The 18,329-nt window shown below is 61.1% G+C and carries 15 protein-coding genes and 1 pseudogene; 5 read left to right on the top strand and 11 right to left on the bottom strand.

The annotated features are described in order from the left end of the window. Nucleotides 1-35 precede the first annotated feature (35 nt). Entirely contained in the window at nt 36-494 is a 459-nt protein-coding gene (locus ACHMXK_RS14670) for an SWIB/MDM2 domain-containing protein (protein WP_397441287.1), read from the bottom strand. A 466-nt stretch (nt 495-960) separates the two neighbouring features. Between ACHMXK_RS14670 and ACHMXK_RS14665 the strand changes: the two genes are divergently transcribed. Continuing rightward, nucleotides 961-1,431, top strand: a complete 471-nt coding sequence (locus ACHMXK_RS14665; RefSeq protein WP_397441286.1) for a ribonuclease — start codon at nt 961-963, stop codon at nt 1,429-1,431. Here the strand turns inward: ACHMXK_RS14665 and ACHMXK_RS14660 are convergent. Further along, on the bottom strand, nt 1,414-2,118 hold the full coding sequence (locus ACHMXK_RS14660; protein ID WP_397441285.1) for an ArsR/SmtB family transcription factor: 705 nt from the start codon (nt 2,116-2,118) through the stop codon (nt 1,414-1,416). The genes ACHMXK_RS14665 and ACHMXK_RS14660 overlap by 18 nt on opposite strands. 89 nt (nt 2,119-2,207) lie before the next feature. On the opposite strand from ACHMXK_RS14660, the gene ACHMXK_RS14655 reads away from it, so the two are divergent. Genes ACHMXK_RS14655 through ACHMXK_RS14645 form a run of 3 tightly spaced genes read left to right on the top strand, consistent with a single transcriptional unit; the run spans nt 2,208 to nt 4,120 of the window. Then, on the top strand, nt 2,208-2,681 hold the full coding sequence (locus ACHMXK_RS14655; protein WP_397441284.1) for an OsmC family protein: 474 nt from the start codon (nt 2,208-2,210) through the stop codon (nt 2,679-2,681). A gap of 4 nt (nt 2,682-2,685) precedes the next feature. Then, a complete protein-coding gene (locus ACHMXK_RS14650) occupies nt 2,686-3,762 on the top strand; it encodes a cytochrome P450 (RefSeq protein WP_397441283.1) in 1,077 nt (358 codons plus the stop codon). 13 nt (nt 3,763-3,775) lie between these two features. Continuing rightward, nucleotides 3,776-4,120: an antibiotic biosynthesis monooxygenase family protein gene (locus ACHMXK_RS14645; RefSeq protein WP_397441282.1), complete on the top strand. Its 345-nt coding sequence runs from the start codon at nt 3,776-3,778 to the stop codon at nt 4,118-4,120. A gap of 17 nt (nt 4,121-4,137) precedes the next feature. Here the strand turns inward: ACHMXK_RS14645 and fdhF are convergent, their stop codons facing one another. The 6 genes and pseudogenes from fdhF to oxc all read right to left on the bottom strand — a co-directional run bounded on the left by fdhF (nt 4,138) and on the right by oxc (nt 13,692). Further along, the gene (fdhF, locus tag ACHMXK_RS14640; protein ID WP_397441281.1) at nt 4,138-6,975 is read right to left on the bottom strand and encodes a formate dehydrogenase subunit alpha; all 2,838 of its coding nucleotides are present in this window, start codon (nt 6,973-6,975) and stop codon (nt 4,138-4,140) included. A 9-nt stretch (nt 6,976-6,984) separates the two neighbouring features. Then, complete coding sequence (locus ACHMXK_RS14635) at nt 6,985-8,685, bottom strand: NAD(P)H-dependent oxidoreductase subunit E (protein WP_397441280.1); 1,701 nt, start codon at nt 8,683-8,685, stop codon at nt 6,985-6,987. Nucleotides 8,686-8,737: 52 nt separating this feature from the next. Continuing rightward, complete coding sequence (gene frc / locus ACHMXK_RS14630; protein WP_397441279.1) at nt 8,738-9,985, bottom strand: formyl-CoA transferase; 1,248 nt, start codon at nt 9,983-9,985, stop codon at nt 8,738-8,740. Between the two features lie 127 nt (nt 9,986-10,112). Further along, nucleotides 10,113-10,559, bottom strand: coding sequence for a PAS domain-containing protein (locus ACHMXK_RS14625; protein ID WP_397441278.1), 447 nt, complete (start codon nt 10,557-10,559; stop codon nt 10,113-10,115). A gap of 116 nt (nt 10,560-10,675) precedes the next feature. Continuing rightward, nucleotides 10,676-11,947: a formyl-CoA transferase gene (frc, locus tag ACHMXK_RS14620; RefSeq protein WP_397441277.1), complete on the bottom strand. Its 1,272-nt coding sequence runs from the start codon at nt 11,945-11,947 to the stop codon at nt 10,676-10,678. Between the two features lie 28 nt (nt 11,948-11,975). Next, nucleotides 11,976-13,692, bottom strand: a pseudogene (gene oxc, locus ACHMXK_RS14615) (oxalyl-CoA decarboxylase). Between the two features lie 250 nt (nt 13,693-13,942). Here oxc and ACHMXK_RS14610 point away from each other — a divergent pair. Then, the gene (locus ACHMXK_RS14610) at nt 13,943-14,551 is read left to right on the top strand and encodes a Crp/Fnr family transcriptional regulator (RefSeq protein WP_397441276.1); all 609 of its coding nucleotides are present in this window, start codon (nt 13,943-13,945) and stop codon (nt 14,549-14,551) included. A 75-nt stretch (nt 14,552-14,626) separates the two neighbouring features. On the opposite strand, the gene ACHMXK_RS14605 is transcribed toward ACHMXK_RS14610, so the two are convergent. The 3 genes from ACHMXK_RS14605 to ACHMXK_RS14595 form a co-directional block, all read right to left on the bottom strand. Continuing rightward, the gene (locus tag ACHMXK_RS14605) at nt 14,627-16,156 is read right to left on the bottom strand and encodes a tripartite tricarboxylate transporter permease (RefSeq protein WP_397441275.1); all 1,530 of its coding nucleotides are present in this window, start codon (nt 16,154-16,156) and stop codon (nt 14,627-14,629) included. A gap of 53 nt (nt 16,157-16,209) precedes the next feature. Beyond that, nucleotides 16,210-16,731, bottom strand: coding sequence for a tripartite tricarboxylate transporter TctB family protein (locus tag ACHMXK_RS14600; protein WP_397441274.1), 522 nt, complete (start codon nt 16,729-16,731; stop codon nt 16,210-16,212). Nucleotides 16,732-16,843: 112 nt separating this feature from the next. Beyond that, a complete protein-coding gene (locus ACHMXK_RS14595) occupies nt 16,844-17,866 on the bottom strand; it encodes a Bug family tripartite tricarboxylate transporter substrate binding protein (RefSeq protein ID WP_397441273.1) in 1,023 nt (340 codons plus the stop codon). Nucleotides 17,867-18,329: the final 463 nt, after the last annotated feature.

Genomic DNA, 18,329 nt, shown 5'->3' with positions numbered 1-18,329 from the left:
TGGGTACCGGCCTTTTGGAGTGCGGCGAAAGCCGATTATTTGACGTGCTTGCCGATCAGGCCAGCCATCTCAAACATCGACACTTGCGCCTTGCCGAAAACGGCGCGCAATTTTTCGTCAGCGTTCACCATGCGCTTGTTGACTTTGTCCTGCAGGCCTTTGGCTTTGATGTAAATCCACAGCTTGCGAACGATCTCGGTGCGGGGCAGCGCAGCAGCGCCAACCACGGCCGACAGAGCGGGGCTCAGTGTCAACGCCTTCATGAAGGCTGCGTTGGGCGTACGCTTTTTGGCGGGCGCTTTTTTGGCAGGGGCTTTTTTGGCCACTACTTTTTTAGCAGGAGCAACTTTCTTTGCCACTACTTTTTTAGCCGGAGCGACTTTCTTCGCAGCGACTTTCTTTGCAGGAGCTGCTTTTTTTGCAGCTACTTTTTTGGCCGGTGCAGCTTTTTTTGCAGCTACTTTTTTTGCCGGTGCTTTTTTTGCAGTTGCCATGATTGATTTTCCTTCTAGAAGTTGATAAATCACCAATGCAGATAACTACTCTTCACTGGCAAGGGGGATGCTACTGGAGAAAACCACGGTTTCATAGGGAAAACGGAATATTTTTGGTCTTTTATGTTGCGGATTTACCTCTGAAAATCAAAAAACCACCAGTGGGAATCACGCCGCAGCTCATTCACGGCACACCCGCGGCATCTGCTTCTGTAGAAAAAACACTCTGCTAGTCAGTCATTCGAGCGCGCTGAAACGGCTCAAGCTCTGCGAGAGATATCTCCCATAACACCTTGCTACGACACGGCATTTCACCGGTAAAGCGGGTGCCCCGGCCCGCCACAACAGCGTGGCTCGCCTCAGGGCCAAGCCCGACAACGCCAGCGAAAGCGCTGCGCAAGTTCGGTCTCCTTGCGCAAATCTCCACGGCGTTTCCCCGCAATGCCCTCTGAAAAAGGGCCAGCGCGTGGCCGGCTCGCAGGGAAAACCTCCAGGCCCTCCTCAAGAAAGTCACAGCAAAAGGACCGCTGCCAGCGTCTCGTTTGCCACTTGCGATTTCTGCGATGCCCATAAAAATGACAGCCCGGGCCGCTTTCGGGTCTTGCCGCCCGTGTTCAAAAATTTTGGCAGCGTATACAAATTTTGCGGCCCGGTGGTCACCGTGAAATGTTTTGAAGACAACTCGCTGGTCAAGGCCGCCGCCAAAAACGGCTGGGCCGGCGTGTTGATCGACGGCTGTGTGCGGGACGTGGCGGAGCCGGCGCAGTTTCCCTTCGGCATGTGTGCGCTGGCCGCCATGCCCTGGCCCACTGAAAAACGCAAGGAAGGCCAGCAGGGTGTGGCGATTCAGATCCAGGGTGTGTGGGTCTACCCCGGCGACTGGTTGTATGCCGACGAAGACGGCGTGGTGGTGATGCCCTCAGCCGGGCAGGCTTAAACCCAGTTGCTTGAATTGGGCCTGGCCGAGCTCGGTGATGCACACGACCCGGCTGTGTTTTTTCCGTTCTATCCAGCGCGCGGCCTGCAGCTGTTCGGCCAGTGCGGCGCCCAAAGCACCGCCCAGGTGGTCGCGCCGCTCTGACCAGTCCAGACAGCGGCAGGCCAGTTGCCGACGCCGCGCCCGGGTACTGGCGAGGTCTATACCCAGGGCCGTGAAGGCCTTCGTGCCTTTGGGGGTGATGGCCAGCTGTTTGGCGGCGGCATCGGTCGTGTCGTTGACCAGCCAGCCCTTGTGCAGCAGGGTGGACAGCAGCCCGGTGCCCAGGCTGCCGGCCAGGTGGTCGTAACAATAACGGGCGTGGCGGATAGGTTCGTTGCTGGCTGGGGCGGCAGCAGCAACCCGCTGGCGCGGCGGTGCCACACGCATCAAGGACTCCACCAGCTGCGCCACCTGTTCGGACGCCAGTCGGAAGTATTTGTGCCGGCCCTGTGAGGTGCCCGCCAGCAGGCCGTCATCCAGCAGGCGTTTGAGGTGGGCGGTCGCCGTGGCGGGCGTGATGCCGGCGCCCAGGGCCATCTCCTTGGCGGTCAGCGCGCGGCCTTCCATCAGCAGCACCAGCATCTGGATGCGGCGTGGATCACCCACGGTGGCGGCCAGCCGGGCAAGGTCGGGTTCTGCATTCATAGTTTCATCTTAAGCAAACTGTTGTCGCTCGACAAGTGATGCCTGGCCCGCGACACTGGCATCTTTCCATCAAGCAGATTGGGCACACCATGGCGGCGTACAGCGCACACATTCTCTGGCATCGCGGCGAGCAGGATTTTCTGGGCAACCGTTACAGCCGGCGGCACCTGATGTCTTTTGACGGCGGCGCCGAGGTGGCAGGTTCTTCCTCGCCGCATGTGGTGCCCTTGCCATTTTCGGATGCGGCAGCGGTCGATCCCGAGGAGGCGTTTGTGGCCTCTCTGGCCAGTTGCCACATGCTCTGGTTTCTGTCCATCGCGGCCAAACACAAGTTTTGCGTGGACCGTTATGCCGACACGGCCGATGGTGTGATGGCCAAAAACGCCGAAGGAAAAATGGCGATGACTGTGGTCACGCTGCGGCCAGCGGTGGCTTTTTCCGGCGAGCAAAGGCCTACGCGCGAGCAGATCGCCCAGCTTCACCACGAAGCCCATGAAGCATGTTTCATCGCCAGCTCGGTCAAGACCGAGGTACGCTGCGAGCCGGTGTATGCCGATGCCTGACGCCGTGTGGTTACCACCCTCCAACGTGATAGAGGCGGTCACCCATGTCGACCCCTGGCCTTTTTACCGGCAGCTGCGCGAAGAGCGGCCGTTGTATTTTGACCAAGGCTTGAGGATCTGGGTGGCCAGCAGCTATGCGGTGATCAACGAGGCCTTGCACCTGGAGATGCTGCGTGTGCGTCCGCCGGCCGAACCTGTGCCCCAGGTCTTGCGGGGCACGGCGGCGGGCGAGGTTTTTGCGCAACTGGTGCGTATGACGGACGGATCCTTTCATGCGGCCCACAAGCCCGCGGTGGCGCAGGCGGCGCGCCGCTGGACACTGGCCGACGTGGCCAGGGCCAGCGAAGCGGCCACGGCGGAGTTGTGGGCCACCCAGGACTTCATGCACGAGTTGCCGGTGCAAACCATGGCGCGCCTGCTGGGTGTGCCCGGCGCGCAGTTGGCGGATACCTGCCGTTGGGTGCAAGCTTTTGTGCGGGGCATCGCGCCCGGTGCTGACCTGGCCGCCGTGTCGCTGGCGGCCGACGCGGCTACGGCCCTGATGGCCCAGGGCCAGGCGCTGGGTTTGCAACCGGTGCAGGCTGCCAACCGGATCGCCTTGATGCAGCAGTCGTTGGACGCCACGGCAGGACTGCTGGGGCAGACGGCGCTGCTGCTGGCACAACACCCGTCGCTGGCGGCGGCGGCTGACCATTCGCTGGACGCGATGCGTGGTTTTGTCGCCGAGGTCGAACGCCATGGCGCGCCGGTCCAGAACACCCGGCGGTTTGCCGCCGGGCGGGTGTTGCTGGCGGGGCAATGGATAGCAGCCGGGCAGGGCGTGCTGCTGGTGCTGGCCAGCGCCAACCGCGATGTTGCGCTGAATCCGCAGCCAGACCAGTTCGATCCGCAACGCGGCGCGCGCCACAGCATGGGTTTTGGTGCCGGTGTCCATGTGTGTCCGGGTGCTTCAGTCGCTATCGAAATCGTAGCTTCTTGCGTCCGTCGGATAAGGGCTGGAGGCCAATTTGATGCCTGTTTCGGGCGCCCAGCCGGTTTCCAGCCCTCCGGCAATACGCGTATCCCTGTCTTCACACGCTGAAAGGACAACACCCATGGTCTCCGTGATTTTTGAAGTCTGGCCTGACCCGGCGCACCGCGAGGGTTACCTGAACTGGGCGGCCGAGCTGAAAACCGAGCTGCTGAAGATGGACGGTTTTATTTCCATCGAGCGCTTCCAGAGCCTTTCCGAGCCCGACAAGCTGCTGTCCCTGCAGTTCTGGCGCGACGACGCCTGCCTGACGGCCTGGCGCAATCTGGAGGCGCACCGCGCGGCCCAACACGCGGGCCGCAGCACCATGTTCAGGGATTACCGGCTGCGTATCGCCGAAGTGACGCGCGACTACGGGCTCAAGGAACGCGAGCAGGCCCCCGCCGATTCGCGCCAGGCCCACGGTTAGACCGCGGGCCTGGCCGTCTAGACGCCAGCCAGTGCGATCGCGTTTGCCAGCGCCTGGCCACCGCCGTAGCTGTCCTGCACCGGCGGCACACCGCCCAGCGAGACACGGATCGCGCAGTATTTGAACTCCGGGATCTTGGCGAAGGGGTCGAGTGCGGCGTTGGTCAGCTTGTTGATGGCGGCCTCGTAGTAGCAGAAGGGCACAAACACCGCGCCGCGCGGCGAACTTTCGTCGGCGCGCGCATACAGCGCGACCTTGCCGCGGCGGGACTCAATGGTCACCACGTCACCCGGCTTGCCGCCCAGGGCCGCCAGGTCCAGCGGGTGCACCAGTGCCACCGGATCGGGCTCGATGGCGTCCAGCACCGTCGCGCGTCGCGTCATGCTGCCGGTGTGCCAATGTTCAAGCTGGCGGCCGGTGATCAGCACCAGGGGGTACTCGGTGTCGGGCCGCTCGTTGGCCGGGATGATGTCGGCCGGCACAAAGCGGGCACGCCCGGTCTCGCGCGGGAAGTCGTCGACAAACACCACGGACTGGCCCGGGTCGCCTTCTTTCAGGCAGGGGTAGGTGACCGAATGCTCTCGCTCCAGCCGGTCCCAGGTGATGCCGCCTATGCTGGGCATGGTGTGGCGCATTTCGTCGAAAACTTCGCTGACGTGGTTGTAGTGCCAGTCCAGGCCCATGCGTTTGGCGATCTGCTGGATGATCCACAAATCCTGGCGCGCATCGCCGGGTGGGTTGATGGCCTTGCGGCCCATTTGTACCAGCCGGTCGGTGTTGGTGAAGCTGCCATCTTTTTCGGGAAAGGCGCTGGCCGGCAGGATCACGTCGGCCAGATAGGCGGTTTCGGTCAGGAAGATGTCCTGCACCACCAGGTGGTCCAGCGCCGCCAGCGCTTCGCGTGCATGGTTGGCGTCGGGGTCGGACATGGCCGGGTTTTCGCCCTGCACATACATGCCGCGTATGCCGCCTTTCTTGATCGCGTGCATGACCTCGACCACGGTCAGGCCTGGCGTGTCGTCCAGCGAACCGGCGGGCACATTCCAGGCCTTTTCGAAGCTGGCGCGCACGACCGGGCTGGACACATGCTGGTAGTCGGGGAACATCATGGGGATCAGGCCCGCGTCGGACGCGCCCTGCACATTGTTCTGGCCACGTAATGGGTGCAGGCCGGTGCCAGGTCGGCCGATCTGGCCGGTCATCAGCGCCAGCGCGATCAGGCAGCGCGCGTTGTCGGTGCCGTGTACGTGTTGCGACACCCCCATGCCCCAGAGGATCATCGAATTCTTGGACGTGGCATACAGGCGCGCCACGTAACGCAGCGTGTCGGCGTCGATGCCGCAGATGGGCGCCATCAGCTCGGGCGTGTAACCCTCGACGTTTTTACGCAGTTCCTCGTAACCGATGGTGCGGCTGTCGATGAAGGCCTGGTCCACCAGGCCTTCGGTCACGATGACGTTCATCATGGCGTTGAGCATGGGCACATCGGTATCGGGCTTGAACTGCAGGTGGCGGTGCGCCATGCGGGTCAGGTCGGAGCGGCGCGGGTCCAGCACCAGCAGCTTGCTGCCGTTTTTGATGGCATTCTTGATCCAGGTGGCTGCGACCGGGTGGTTCACCGTCGGGTTGGCGCCAATGATGACAATCACCTCGGCCTTGGTCACGTCCATCACCGGGTTGGACACGGCGCCCGAACCTATGCCTTCGAGCAAGGCTACGACCGAGGAGGCGTGGCACAAACGGGTGCAATGGTCCACGTTGTTGCTGCCGAAGCCGGTGCGCACCAGCTTCTGGAACAGGTAGGCCTCTTCGTTGCTGCCCTTGGCGGAACCGAAACCGGCCAGCGATTTTTTGCCATGCTGGTCGCGGATGGCGGCGAGTTTGCCGCCGGCGAACTCCAGCGCTTCTTCCCAGCTGGCTTCGCGGAACACGTCCATCACGCGGTCCGGGTCCATGCTGAAGTCGCCGGTTTTGGGCATGCCGGTGCGGCGTATCAGCGGTGTTGTCAGGCGCTGCGGATGGTGGGCGTAGTCAAAGCCGTAACGGCCTTTGACGCAGAGCCGGCCATGGTTGGACGGGCCGTCGCGGCCTTCGACAAACAGAATCTTGTCGTCCTTGACGTTGTAGGTCAGCTGGCAGCCGACGCCGCAATAAGGACAGACCGAGGCCACCTGTTTGTCAGGCACGGCCAGTGCGGCCTCGCGTGCCGGCATCAGCGCGCCGGTGGGGCAGGCCTGTACACATTCGCCGCAGGCCACGCAGGTGGAGGCGCCCATGGCGTCGTCCATGTCGAACACAATCTTGGCCTGGTCGCCGCGAAAGGCCAGGCCGATCACGTCGTTGACCTGTTCGTCGCGGCAGGCGCGCAGGCAACGGGTGCACTGGATACAGGCGTCGAGGTTGACGGCAATGGCCGGGTGCGACAAGTCCTGGCGCACCTGCTGGCGCGCTTCGAAACGGGGCTTGCCGACACCAATTTTGGCGGCCCACTGGTCTACCTCGTTGTGGCGGGTGTAGTCCTTCTCGGGCATGTCGGACAGCAGCAGCTCCAGCACCATTTTTTGCGAGGCCACGGCGCGTTCGCTGTTGGTGATGACTTTCATGCCGGCGGTCGGCGCCCGGCAGCACGAAGGCGCCAACACACGTTCGCCGTTGATCTCAACCATGCAGGAGCGGCAGTTGCCGACCGCTTCCAAACCTTCCTTGTAACAAAGGTGGGGGATTTCCACCCCTTCGCGCTGGGCCACCTGCAGCAGGGATTCGGTGGCGCGGCCTGTCACTTCACGGCCATTGAGGCTGAAACTCACGAGCGGCGCGTCGAGTTCGGCGAGTTCTTGTCGGGTGATCGCGTTCATCGTGCTCTCTCAGTTCAGTTCATTCGGAAAATATTTGACTACGCAGTCCATGGGATTGGGCGCGGCCTGGCCCAGGCCACAAATCGATGCGTCACGCATGACCTGTGACAAGTCGGCCAGCAGGGCGAGGTCCCATTTGGGCTGCTCCATCAGGTGCGCCGCCTTGGCGGTGCCGACGCGGCAGGGTGTGCACTGGCCGCAGGACTCGTGGTGGAAAAACCGCATCATGTTGCGCGCCGCGGCGGTGGCCGTGTCCTGGTCGGACAAGACCATCACGGCGGCGGAGCCGATAAAACAGCCATACGGTTGCAAGGTGTCGAAGTCCAGCGGGATGTCGTTCATGGTGGCCGGCAGGATGCCACCCGAGGCGCCACCCGGCAGGTAGGCGTAGAACTTGTGGCCATCGAGCATGCCGCCGCAGTGTTCGTCGATCAGTTCCTGGATGGTGATGCCGGCGGGTGCCAGCTTGACGCCGGGTTCTTTCACGCGGCCGGACACGGAGAACGAGCGCAAACCCTTGCGCCCGTTGCGGCCGTGCGAGGCAAACCATTCGCCGCCTTTTTCCAGGATGTCACGTACCCAATACAGGGTTTCGAAGTTGTGTTCCAGGGTCGGACGGCCAAACAGGCCGACCTGCGCCACATAAGGCGGGCGCAGACGCGGCATGCCGCGTTTGCCCTCGATGGACTCGATCATTGCCGACTCTTCGCCGCAGATGTAGGCGCCGGCGCCGCGGCGCAGCTCGATGTCCGGCAGGCCGGCCATCAACGGCGACTGCCGAAGCTTGGCCAGTTCAGCTTCCAGCATGGTGCGGCAGCCGTGGTATTCGTCACGCAGGTAAACGTAAATTTTCTCGATGCCGACGGCCCAGGCGGCGATCAACATGCCTTCGAGGAAACGGTGCGGATCGCGTTCCAGATACACGCGGTCCTTGAAGGTGCCGGGCTCGCCTTCGTCGATGTTGACGGCCATCAGGCGTGGACCTTGTTCGGCCTTGACGATGCGCCATTTGCGGCCCGAGGGAAAACCAGCGCCGCCCAGCCCACGCAGGCCGGAATTTTCCATGGTCTTGATGACCGCCTCGACATCCTGTTTGCCTGAGACACATTGCTGGAGCAGGGTGTAACCGCCAGCAGCCTGGTAAGCGACGAAGTCCACAAAACCCTCAGGCACATGTTTGACGGCGCCTGCCGCGACGGTGGCCACAACGGCCTCGCAGCTCGCATTCGGCACCGGGTTTTGACCTACCACCACGGCCGGCGCCTGCTCGCAACGCCCAATGCAGGGGGCGGCGATGACCCGGACTTCGCGGCCCAGCAGGGTCGGGAGTTTGGCCAGCAGGTCTTGCGCACCGGCCATTTCGCAGGACAGGCCATCACACACCCGCACGGTGAGCGCTGCCGGCGCGGCTTCGCCTTCCTTGACCACGTCGAAGTGGTGGTAGAAGGTGGCGACCTCATAGACCTCGGTCTGCGCCATACGCATTTCCTGCGCCAGCGCCGCCAGGTGGGCGGCCGACAGGTGGCCGAAGCGATCCTGGATCTTATGCAGGTGTTCGATCAGCAAATCCGGCTGGCGCGACGCGTTGCCCAGCAGGCCTTGTACATCGGCCAGGGCCTCAGGGTCCACGCGACGGCCCTTGGGGGCCTGGCGTTTTCGCTGCTTGGTGGAGGCCTCTATGACGGCGATGGGGATGATGGGGTGGTTCATGGGCTTGCTGTTACTTGCTGGCTGGCGAAGATGGCGTTGAAGGATGTCCGGCTCAGATGACGTGTTCGGTGCGCAGTTCTGCGATGTACTCGGCGCTGTAACCGAGTTGGCTCAAGACCTCGTCCGTGTGTTCGCCGAGTAGGGGTGAACGTGTGACTTCGGTGGCGCTGTCCGAGAGTTTGATCGGATTGCCCACGGTCAGGTATTTGCCGCGTGTGGGATGGTCCACCTCGACGATGGTGCCGGTGGCCCGCAGTGCGGGTTCTTCGGCAATTTCCTTCATCGAGAGAATCGGACCGCAGGGTATGTCGTATTTGTTGAGGATGTCCATGGCCTCGAACTTGGTCTTGGTCATGGTCCACTGCTCGATACGCGCAAAAATCGGCTTCAAATGCAGCAGGCGGGCGGCGGCTGTGGCGTAGGCCTCGTCGGTGATCCAGCCTTCCTCGCCGATCACCTTGCAAACGGCAGGCCACACGGCGGCCTGGGTGATGAAGTAGATGTAGGCATTGGGGTCGGTTTCCCAGCCCTTGCACTTGAGGACCGAGCCCGGCTGGCCGCCGCCGGATGCATTGCCGGCGCGCGGCACGGCGTCGCCGAACTTGCCGTCCGGGTATTGCGGGTACTCGTGCATGGTGCCGGTGCGCTCCAGCCGTTGCTGGTCGCGCAGTTTGACCCGGCACAGGTTGAGCACGGCATCCTGCATCGGCGCCAGCACCTTCTGGCCACGGCCGGTGGTGTTGCGTTGATAGAGCGCGGCCACGATGCCCAAGGCCAGATGCAGGCCGGTGCCGCTGTCACCGATCTGGGCGCCCGTGACCAATGGCGGGCCGTCGTCGAAGCCGGTGGTGGATGCGGCGCCGCCGGCGCACTGAGCCACGTTTTCGTAGACCTTCAGGTCCTCGTACGGTCCGGGGCCGAAGCCCTTGACCGAGGCGACGATCATCCGCGGGTTGATGGCGTGGATGTGCTCCCAGGTCATGCCCATGCGGTCCAGCGCGCCCGGCGCGAAGTTTTCCACCAGCACGTCGCAGGTCTTGATGAGTTCGTCCAGCACCTGTTTGCCCTTGGCATTTTTGGTGTTGAGCGTGATGGAGCGCTTGTTGTGGTTCAGCATCGTGAAATACAGGCTGTCCACGCCGGGGATATCGGCAAGTTGGCCGCGCGTGGCGTCGCCTTCGCCGGCGCGTTCCACCTTGATCACGTCGGCGCCGAACCAGGCCAGCAGTTGCGTGCAAGTAGGACCCGACTGGACATGGGTGAAATCAAGGATGCGAACGCCGTCTAACGCTTTGCTCATGAAAAATTCCTGCTGGGGTTGAAGTGGCTTACCTGACCATGGTTCTCGCCATGGCGCCTGCCGTTTTGGCGGCCGGTTCAAGCTCTATATTAATTATCGCGCCCGCGAGGTGGTTTTGCCGCCTGGGTTACAAGGGGGAAGCTTGGGGGGCAATCTGGCTTTCCAGCTCCATCAGGCGTTTGCGCAGGCCGCGCTCCTCGGCGAAGCGGCTGGTTTCGTCGCGGATGACCGCCACAATGGCCGAAACCTGGCCGTCCGGCGCATGTAGCAGGGCCACGGTGAAGGCGATGGACAGCCCGTGCCCGTCCTTGTGCACGGCCGGCACCCGTAAAACGTCGTTGCCGTAACGGGTTTTACCGGTCGCCATGGTCTTGTGGTAACCGTCCCAATGGCGCTGCTGCTGGCGTTGCGGAATGATCAGGTCCAGCGATTGGCCCAAAGCTTCCTCTTCCGTGAAGCCAAACATGCGCTGGGCCGCCGGGTTCCACAGGGTGATGGCGCCGCTGGCGTCGGAGGCGACGATGGCATCACCCACGGCCTCGACAAGTTGTTTCAGGTCGGTTGTTGTTTGCATAAGTCCACTCCTGGTGCTGGCCAATAAATAGGCTGGCGGGGCCTTAAACAAAGACGGCGTCCAATCTGAACGCCGTCTTTGCGAGTCATGAAGACCGGTGTATCACATGAGCTTGGTCAAACGGCTTTTGCAGCATGCATGGTCGCGATCTGGTCCTTGCTGTAGCCGAGTTCGGCGAGAACTTCGTCGGTATGTTCGCCCAGCAGCGGCGATGCCGTTACTTCGGGCTTGGTGTCAGAGAACTTGATCGGGCTGCCCACTGTCCAATAGCTACCGCGCACTTTGTGCGGTACTTCAACGATGGAGCCACTGGCGCGCAAGGATTCGTCATGCAACAAATCCTTCATCGACAACACGGGCGCGCAAGGAATATCAAACTTGCGGAAGATGTCCACGGCTTCGAACTTGGTCTTGTCAGCGATGAATGCCTCAATCGTGGCGAAGATGTCCATGATGTGCGGCTGGCGTGCTTTGGCCGTGGTGTAGGCGGGGTCGGTTTTCCACTCGGGTTTGCCCAGTGCGTCGCAGATCGGCTCCCAGGCGTGGCCCTGAACCGTGAAATAGATGTAAGCGTTGGGGTCGGTTTCCCAGCCCTTGCACTTCAAAATCCAGCCGGGTTGTCCGCCACCGCCGGCATTGGCGCCACGCGGCACCACGCCGTCTTTGAAGGCTTCCATTTCATGCGGGTATTGCGGGTACTCTTCCAGGTAGCCAAGGTTGTCCAGACGCAACTGGTCGCGCATTTTGACGCGGCACAGGTTGAGCACACTGTCCTGCATGGACACGGCGACTTTTTGGCCCTTGCCAGTCTGCTGGCGGCCGATATAGGCCGTCAAAATACCGATAGCCAGGTGCATGCCGGTATTGCTGTCGCCCAGAGCGGCAGCCGAAATGGTGGGGCCTGAGTTCTCGCCCTTCCAGTAGCCGGTGGTGGACGCTGCGCCGCCTGCGCACTGGGCCACGTTTTCGTAAACCTTCAGGTCTTCGTAGTGGTGGCCGTCAGAGAAACCCTTGACGGATGCCAGAATCATTTTTGGGTTGAGTGACTGGATGTGTTCCCAGGTGAATCCCATACGGTCCAGCGCGCCCGGTCCGAAGTTTTCAACCAGGACGTCGCTTGTTTTGATGAGTTTTTCCAGGATGGCCTTGCCCTCGGGCTTCTTCGTATCCAGGGTCAGGCCGCGCTTGTTGCTGTTGAGCATGGTGAAGTACAGCGCGTCAGCGCCTTCGATGTCGCGCAACTGGCTGCGGGTGACGTCGCCAGAGCCAGGACGCTCGACCTTGATCACGTCAGCGCCGAACCAGGCCAGCATCTGAGTGCAGGCGGGACCGGCCTGAACGTGGGTGAAGTCGATGATCTTGATGCCCGCGAGTGGTTTGTTGCTCATTTTGCTTTCTCCTTAAATAGTGACTTGCTTACTTCTTCTTCGCGCTTTGCGGATTCAGGCTGGTGATGCGACCGCTTTCGGTGCCTGCGGTTTCGTCGATGATGGCGTTGATCAGGGTCGGCTTGCCCGAGGCCACGGCCTCTTCCAGCGCCTTGGCCAGTTCCGCAGGGGTGTTGGCCAGCACACCCACACCGCCGAAGGCCTGCATCATCATTTCGTAGCGGGCGTTCTTGACGAACACCGTGGGCGCCACATCGCCGCCGCGTGGGTTCACGTCGGTGCCTTTGTAGATGCCGTTGTTGTTGAAGACAATCACGCAGATCGGCAGGTTGTAGCGACAGATGGTTTCGACTTCCATGCCGCTGAAACCAAAAGCGCTGTCACCCTCGATGGCGATCACGGGTTTACCCGTGGTCACGGCGGCGGCGACGGCATAACCCATGCCGATACCCATGATGCCCCAGGTACCGACGTCCAGGCGCTTGCGTGGCTCGTACATGTCGACAATGCTGCGCGCGAAATCCAGGGTGTTCGCGCCTTCGTTGACAACGATGGCGTCCGGACGCGCTTTGACGGCATTGCGAATCACGTTCAGCGCGCTGTGGAAGTTCATGACTTCGGGGTTCAGCGCCAGGGTGGCCGCCATCTTGGACAGGTTTTTGTCCTTGCGCTCGGCGATGCCCTGGATCCACTCGGTTGGCGGTTTGGCCCAGCCGGCGCCCATGCCGGCGAGTAATGCCGAGACGCAGGAACCAATGTCGCCGACCAGCGGGGCGGCGATGGGCACGTTGCTGTCCATTTCGGTGGGGGGAAATGTCAATCTGGATGAACTGCCGGGTATTGGCATTGGCCCCACCCCAGGTCTTGCCCTTGCCGTGCGACAGCAGCCAGTTCAGGCGCGCGCCGACCAGCATCACCACGTCGGCCTCGGCCAAGACGTGCGAGCGGGTGGCCGAGGCCGATTGCGCGTGGGTGTCAGGCAGCAGGCCCTTGGCCATGGACATGGGCAGATAAGGGATGCCGGTCTTTTCGATCAGGGCGCGGATATCGGCATCACACTGGGCATAGGCGGCGCCTTTGCCGAGCACGATCAGCGGACGCTTGGCACCCTTGAGCAGATCGAGCGCACGTTGGACCGAATCGGGCGCAGGGAGCTGGCGCGGTGCGGCGTCCACCACCTTGATGAGTGAACGTTTGCCGGCCGCGGCATCCATGGTTTGTGCGAAGAGTTTGGCGGGCAGGTCGAGGTAGACGCCGCCAGGACGGCCGGACAGGGCAGAGCGGATGGCGCGCGCGATGCCGACGCCGATGTCCTCGGCGTGGAGTACACGAAAAGCCGCCTTGCAAAGAGGCTTGGCGATGGCCAGCTGGTCCATTTCTTCGTAGTCGCCTTGCTGCAGGTCGACGATCTCGCGTTCGCTGGACCCGCTGATCAGAATCATCGGGAAGCAGTTGGTGGTGGCGTTGGCCAGCGCGGTCAAGCCGTTCAGAAAGCCTGGTGCCGAGACGGTGAGGCAGATGCCGGGCTTTTGCGTCAGGAAACCGGCGGCCGCGGCGGCGTTGCCGGCATGCTGCTCGTGGCGAAAGGAAATCATGCGAATGCCCTCGGCCTGCGCCTTGCGCGTGAGGTCGGTGATGGGGATGCCGGGCAGACCGAAAATCGTGTCGATGCCGTTGAGCTTCAGCGCGTCGATGACAAGATGAAACCCGTCGGTCGTTTCCTGTGATTGCGTGTCGTTGGTCATGGTGAATGTCTCTTCGTTTGGCTTCGATAAAGGTTGATCAATGGGGCTGGCGTTTCAAAAGCGCGCCGACCAGCGTCAAGGCTTGTCAGCGTGGATGTGTCATCCCGCTCTTATGCCCAGACGTGTCTTAAGCACCGTCGAGGTATCATAGGAATCGATTCAGGTTTCTCTATTGACCACGGTCAATTTTTGTTGCATTTGACCTCTCTCAAACAGAGGAATTCTGCATCCCGCTCAACCTTACGTCGCCATGTTGTCCGTACAAAACCATCCCGAAAGAAATATCATTCGCGTCCAGTTGGGGCAAAACCTGGTCCTGAAAGGGATGACGGCGGAGCAGAGTGCGGAGCTGGAGTCTCATCTGGTGGTGGTGGATTGCCAGAAAGGCGATACCCTGTTGCATCAGGGCGCGCATGAGATGGAGCAGTATTTCATCCTGGAAGGCATCCTGAAACGGGTGGTCACCAACCAGGAGGCCAAGGAAATGATCCTCAGGTTTGCCGACGAGCGCGACATGGAAACCAGCTACGCGGCTTGGCGCCTGGGCACCCCCACACCTTACAGCACCGTCTCCGTCACCAAGGGGCGGGTGGTCAAGTTGCCGCTGTCGGAATGGGTGGCCTTCCTGGAGCGCCACTACGACATCAAGCAGTCTTTCGAGTATTACGTCATGCGCCTGATGAGTGAAATCATGGCGCACACCATCACGCTGCATCTGCTGGATGCGCCCGGGCGGGTCAAACGTTTTGTGCGCAAACATCCGGAGCTGTTCGAACGTCTTCCCAAGAAGGAGTTGGCGTCTTACCTCAACCTCTCGGCCGAAACCCTGAGCCGTCTCAAGCAGCGCGGCAAGATTTGACGCGCTAGCGCCAGTCCAAAACAAGAAAAAAGCCGGGTGTTGCCACCCGGCTTTTTGCGTTTGAAGGAGGGGTGCTCAGTCGACCGGCTGTTCTGCCGCAAATTCAGGCCGCTTGGGTGGGCGAATCTTGGCCAGCACACGGGACACCAGCGGCCAGAACAACAAGACCAGGGCCAGCGTGGTGATGCCGCCTACCAGTGGGTTGGACCACATGATGGACAACTCGCCCTGCGACACCAGCATGGCCTGGCGGAAGGAGTCTTCTGCCTTGTCGCCCAGCACCAGGGCCAGGACCAGCGGTGCAAGCGGGTAGTCCAGTTTCTTGAAGAGATAACCTATCACGCCGAACAACATCATGAACCAGATGTCCAGCATGGCGTTGTGAACGGTGTAAGCACCAATCGCGCAGATCACGACAATCACCGGTGCAATGATGGAGAAGGGGATACGCAGAATGGAGGCGAACAGAGGCACGGTGGTCAGCACCACGATCAGACCGACCAGGTTGCCCAGGTACATGCTGGCAATCAAACCCCAGACAAAGTCTTTTTGCTCCACGAACAACAGCGGCCCGGGCTGCAGGCCCCAGATCAGCAAACCACCCAGCAAGACGGCCGCTGTTGGCGAGCCCGGAATGCCCAGGGCCAGCATGGGCAGCAGGGCGCTGGTGCCGGCGGCATGCGCCGCGGTTTCGGGTGCAATCACACCTTCGATTTCGCCGGTGCCGAACTTCGATCCGTTCCTGGACATTTTCTTGGCCAGGCCATAACTCATGAACGAGGCCGGTGTCGCGCCGCCAGGGGTGATGCCCATCCAGATGCCGATCAGCGAACTGCGGATGGAGGTCATCCAGTATTTCGGCAGTTTCTTCCAGGTTTCCAGCACCACCTTGGGATCGATCTTGGCGCTTTTACCGGAGAAGGCCAGACCTTCTTCCATCGACAGCAGAATTTCACCAATGCCGAACAAGCCAATCACGGCGATCAGGAAGTCGAAGCCGCGCATCAGGTCGGGAATGCCAAAAGTCAGGCGCAACTGGCCAGTGACCGTATCCATGCCCACGGCCGCCAGGGCAAAACCGATGGCCATGGAGGCCAGGATTTTGAACGGAGAGCCTTTGCCCATGCCGACAAAGCTGCAGAAGGTCAGCAGGTACACGGCAAAAAACTCGGGGGGACCAAACTTGAGGGCAAACTTGGCGACCAGAGGCGCCAGGAAGGTGATCATCACCACGGCAACAAAGGCGCCTATGAAGGAGGATGTGAACGCCGCCGTCAGCGCCGCGCCGGCGTGTCCGTTTTGCGCCATCGGGTAGCCATCGAAGGTGGTGGCCACCGACCAGGGCTCGCCCGGGATGTTGAACAGGATGGAGGTGATGGCGCCACCGAACAGCGCACCCCAGTAGATACACGACAGCATGATGATGGCTGAGGTGGGTGACATGGTGAAGGTCAGGGGCAGCAAAATGGCCACACCGTTGGCGCCACCCAGGCCGGGCAGCACCCCGATCAGCACACCAAGAATGATGCCCACAAACATGAGGACCATGTTCATCGGTGTCAGGATGACACTGAATCCGTGAAAAAGCGCGTTTAGTTCTTCCATGTCATTGTCCGGTCAGTAATTTTTCAATGGGCTTGATGCAGGGTGAGCGTGGCTCAATAGCCGAGGAAACTCAGAGGATCGAACTGGCCTTTGAACAAAGGCACCTTGAACCAGACCTCGAACATGAAGAAAAACAGCACAACCACAACGAGGGCTGTGATCACACTCTTGATCCGGGAAAACTTGCCCAGGATGATCATGAACAGGGCGATGTAAAAAGCCGAAGCGACGTAGAGGCCCACGAACTGGACCACCAGCACGTAAAGCAAGGCCGGCAACAGCACGGACAAAACGCGTTTGAGCTGCTCGCCGTCAACAAAGATGTCGGTGTTTTTGTTTTTGCCAAACAAGGCCTGGTACAGGGTGCCGGCGCCGGAAATGCAAAGGATAAGGCCGATGTAAAAAGGGAAATAGCCCGAGCCTGGGCCGTCGCTGGTCCAGCCTGAGCCCAGCGCGCGACTCCCCTGAAGGACCACAGCCCCCATGATGACGATACATAAGGCGACGACGGCTTCGACGACATAGGTGGCGACGCCCGTGCGACGCGCCATGCCGGATTCTTGGTTTGGCTCCATCAGGAACTCCCGCTGAGTTGGTTGCCCTGTGCCAGGGCGAACGGTGATCGAATGGCGGGCCAGCGCAAGAAGGCCGGCCCGCAGTGCAAACCCCGCATGTGCGGGGCTGGCCTTATTTGGCGATGAAGCCGGCTTCTTTCATCAGGTCCCGGTGCATGTTCTCGGCACTGCCGAGCCATTTGCTGAAGTCTTCGCCAGACATGGCGGTCTGGTTGAAAGCACCTTTTTCCATGTAGTCCTTCCACTCGGGCGTGTCGCGGACTTTCTTGAGCATGTTGACGTAAAACTCAAGCTGATCCTTGGTGACGCCCGGTGGCATGAAAATGCCGCGCAACATCACGTAGTCGGCAGGCACACCCGCTTCCTTGCAGGTGGGAATGTCGCCCCAAGACTGGGTGTCCGTGACCTTGGTTTTGTAAGGCATGCGTTTTTCGTCGAACACGCACAAAGCACGCAACTGGCCCGCACGCCATTGGGCGACGGCTTCAATCGGGTTATTCACTGTGGAGTCGATGTGTTTGCCAACCAGTTGCACAGCCACTTCGCCGCCGCCTTTGAATGGCACGTAGATGAACTTGGTGCCAGTGGCGCGCTCGATGCCAACGGTCAAAATCTGGTCTTCCTGCTTGGAGCCGGTACCGCCCATCTTCATTTTATTGGGGCCGGCGGCTTTCACGGCGGCTAGGTAGTCTTTGGCATTTTTGGCGGGGTTCTCGGCATTGACCCACAACACAAACTGGTCCAGCGCCATCATGGACACGGGTGTCATGTCACGCCAGTTGAAGGGCACACCGGTTGCCAGCGGTGTGGTGAACAGGTTGGACAAGGTGACAACGATTTTGTGCGGATCGCCTTTGGCGCCCTTGATTTCCAGGAAACCCTCGGCACCGGCGCCGCCGGACTTGTTGACAACGATCAGGGGTTCTTTCATCAGCTTGTGCTTGATGACGATGCCCTGGATCAAACGGGCCATCTGGTCGGCGCCACCACCGGTACCCGCAGGCACCACGAATTCGACCGGCTTGGTGGGCTCCCAGGCCGCATGGGCTGGCATCGTCATCAGCGCCGCCGCGGCCAGGGCACCTGTCGCCGCCACGGTCAGTCCACTCCTGATACTTGCAAGTTGGGTCTTCATCGCTTTGTCTCCTGTGTTTGGTAACTTTGATGTTGAGGCCGGGATTTCTTGGTGAATCCCTGGCCGGAACGTATCACAACGGTATGGTGTTACCAAGTGGGCGAAAAATTCTTGACGAGGGTCAAGTTTGCCCAATTTTCGAGTCGCGCTAGGGGTTTGTCCGGAGTCCTGGACACGGTGGCCGGATAGCGTAATTCCCTAGAGAAAACGAGTCCGTCCGCAACAGTATGAATTTCAGTTCGACGGGTATGTGCCTCAAGTCGGGGAGGCTTCTCAATTTTCACAGGCGCGACAGCTCATGAAAAGGCGATGGTGGCTGTTTTTTGGGTTGGTCTGCGTGTCTGCCGTTCACGCGCAATCGTGTGAAGGCGGTTTGTGCCCGAACCCGCAAATGATTCGCGGCGAGGCTCGTCTCAAACCGAAAGTGCGTTGCGGGCGTTGGTCGATTTTTCCGGCTCGCAGG

Source organism: Polaromonas sp. UC242_47, assembly GCF_044452385.1.
Lineage (GTDB): Bacteria > Pseudomonadota > Gammaproteobacteria > Burkholderiales > Burkholderiaceae_C > Polaromonas.
Note: the sequence above shows the minus strand (reverse complement) of the source record. Positions and strands in the feature narration are given on the sequence as shown.

Excerpts from the sequence above, each read along its gene's own strand:
- ACHMXK_RS14670 (WP_397441287.1), bottom strand. The coding sequence starts at position 494 with ATGGCAACTGCAAAAAAAGCACCGGCAAAAAAAGTAGCTGCAAAAAAA.
- ACHMXK_RS14660 (WP_397441285.1), bottom strand. The coding sequence starts at position 2,118 with ATGAATGCAGAACCCGACCTTGCCCGGCTGGCCGCCACCGTGGGTGAT.
- ACHMXK_RS14655 (WP_397441284.1), top strand. The coding sequence starts at position 2,208 with ATGGCGGCGTACAGCGCACACATTCTCTGGCATCGCGGCGAGCAGGAT.
- ACHMXK_RS14645 (WP_397441282.1), top strand. The coding sequence starts at position 3,776 with ATGGTCTCCGTGATTTTTGAAGTCTGGCCTGACCCGGCGCACCGCGAG.
- fdhF (WP_397441281.1), bottom strand. The coding sequence starts at position 6,975 with ATGAACGCGATCACCCGACAAGAACTCGCCGAACTCGACGCGCCGCTC.
- ACHMXK_RS14635 (WP_397441280.1), bottom strand. The coding sequence starts at position 8,685 with ATGAACCACCCCATCATCCCCATCGCCGTCATAGAGGCCTCCACCAAG.
- frc (WP_397441279.1), bottom strand. The coding sequence starts at position 9,985 with ATGAGCAAAGCGTTAGACGGCGTTCGCATCCTTGATTTCACCCATGTC.
- ACHMXK_RS14625 (WP_397441278.1), bottom strand. The coding sequence starts at position 10,559 with ATGCAAACAACAACCGACCTGAAACAACTTGTCGAGGCCGTGGGTGAT.
- frc (WP_397441277.1), bottom strand. The coding sequence starts at position 11,947 with ATGAGCAACAAACCACTCGCGGGCATCAAGATCATCGACTTCACCCAC.
- ACHMXK_RS14610 (WP_397441276.1), top strand. The coding sequence starts at position 13,943 with ATGTTGTCCGTACAAAACCATCCCGAAAGAAATATCATTCGCGTCCAG.
- ACHMXK_RS14605 (WP_397441275.1), bottom strand. The coding sequence starts at position 16,156 with ATGGAAGAACTAAACGCGCTTTTTCACGGATTCAGTGTCATCCTGACA.
- ACHMXK_RS14600 (WP_397441274.1), bottom strand. The coding sequence starts at position 16,731 with ATGGAGCCAAACCAAGAATCCGGCATGGCGCGTCGCACGGGCGTCGCC.
- ACHMXK_RS14595 (WP_397441273.1), bottom strand. The coding sequence starts at position 17,866 with ATGAAGACCCAACTTGCAAGTATCAGGAGTGGACTGACCGTGGCGGCG.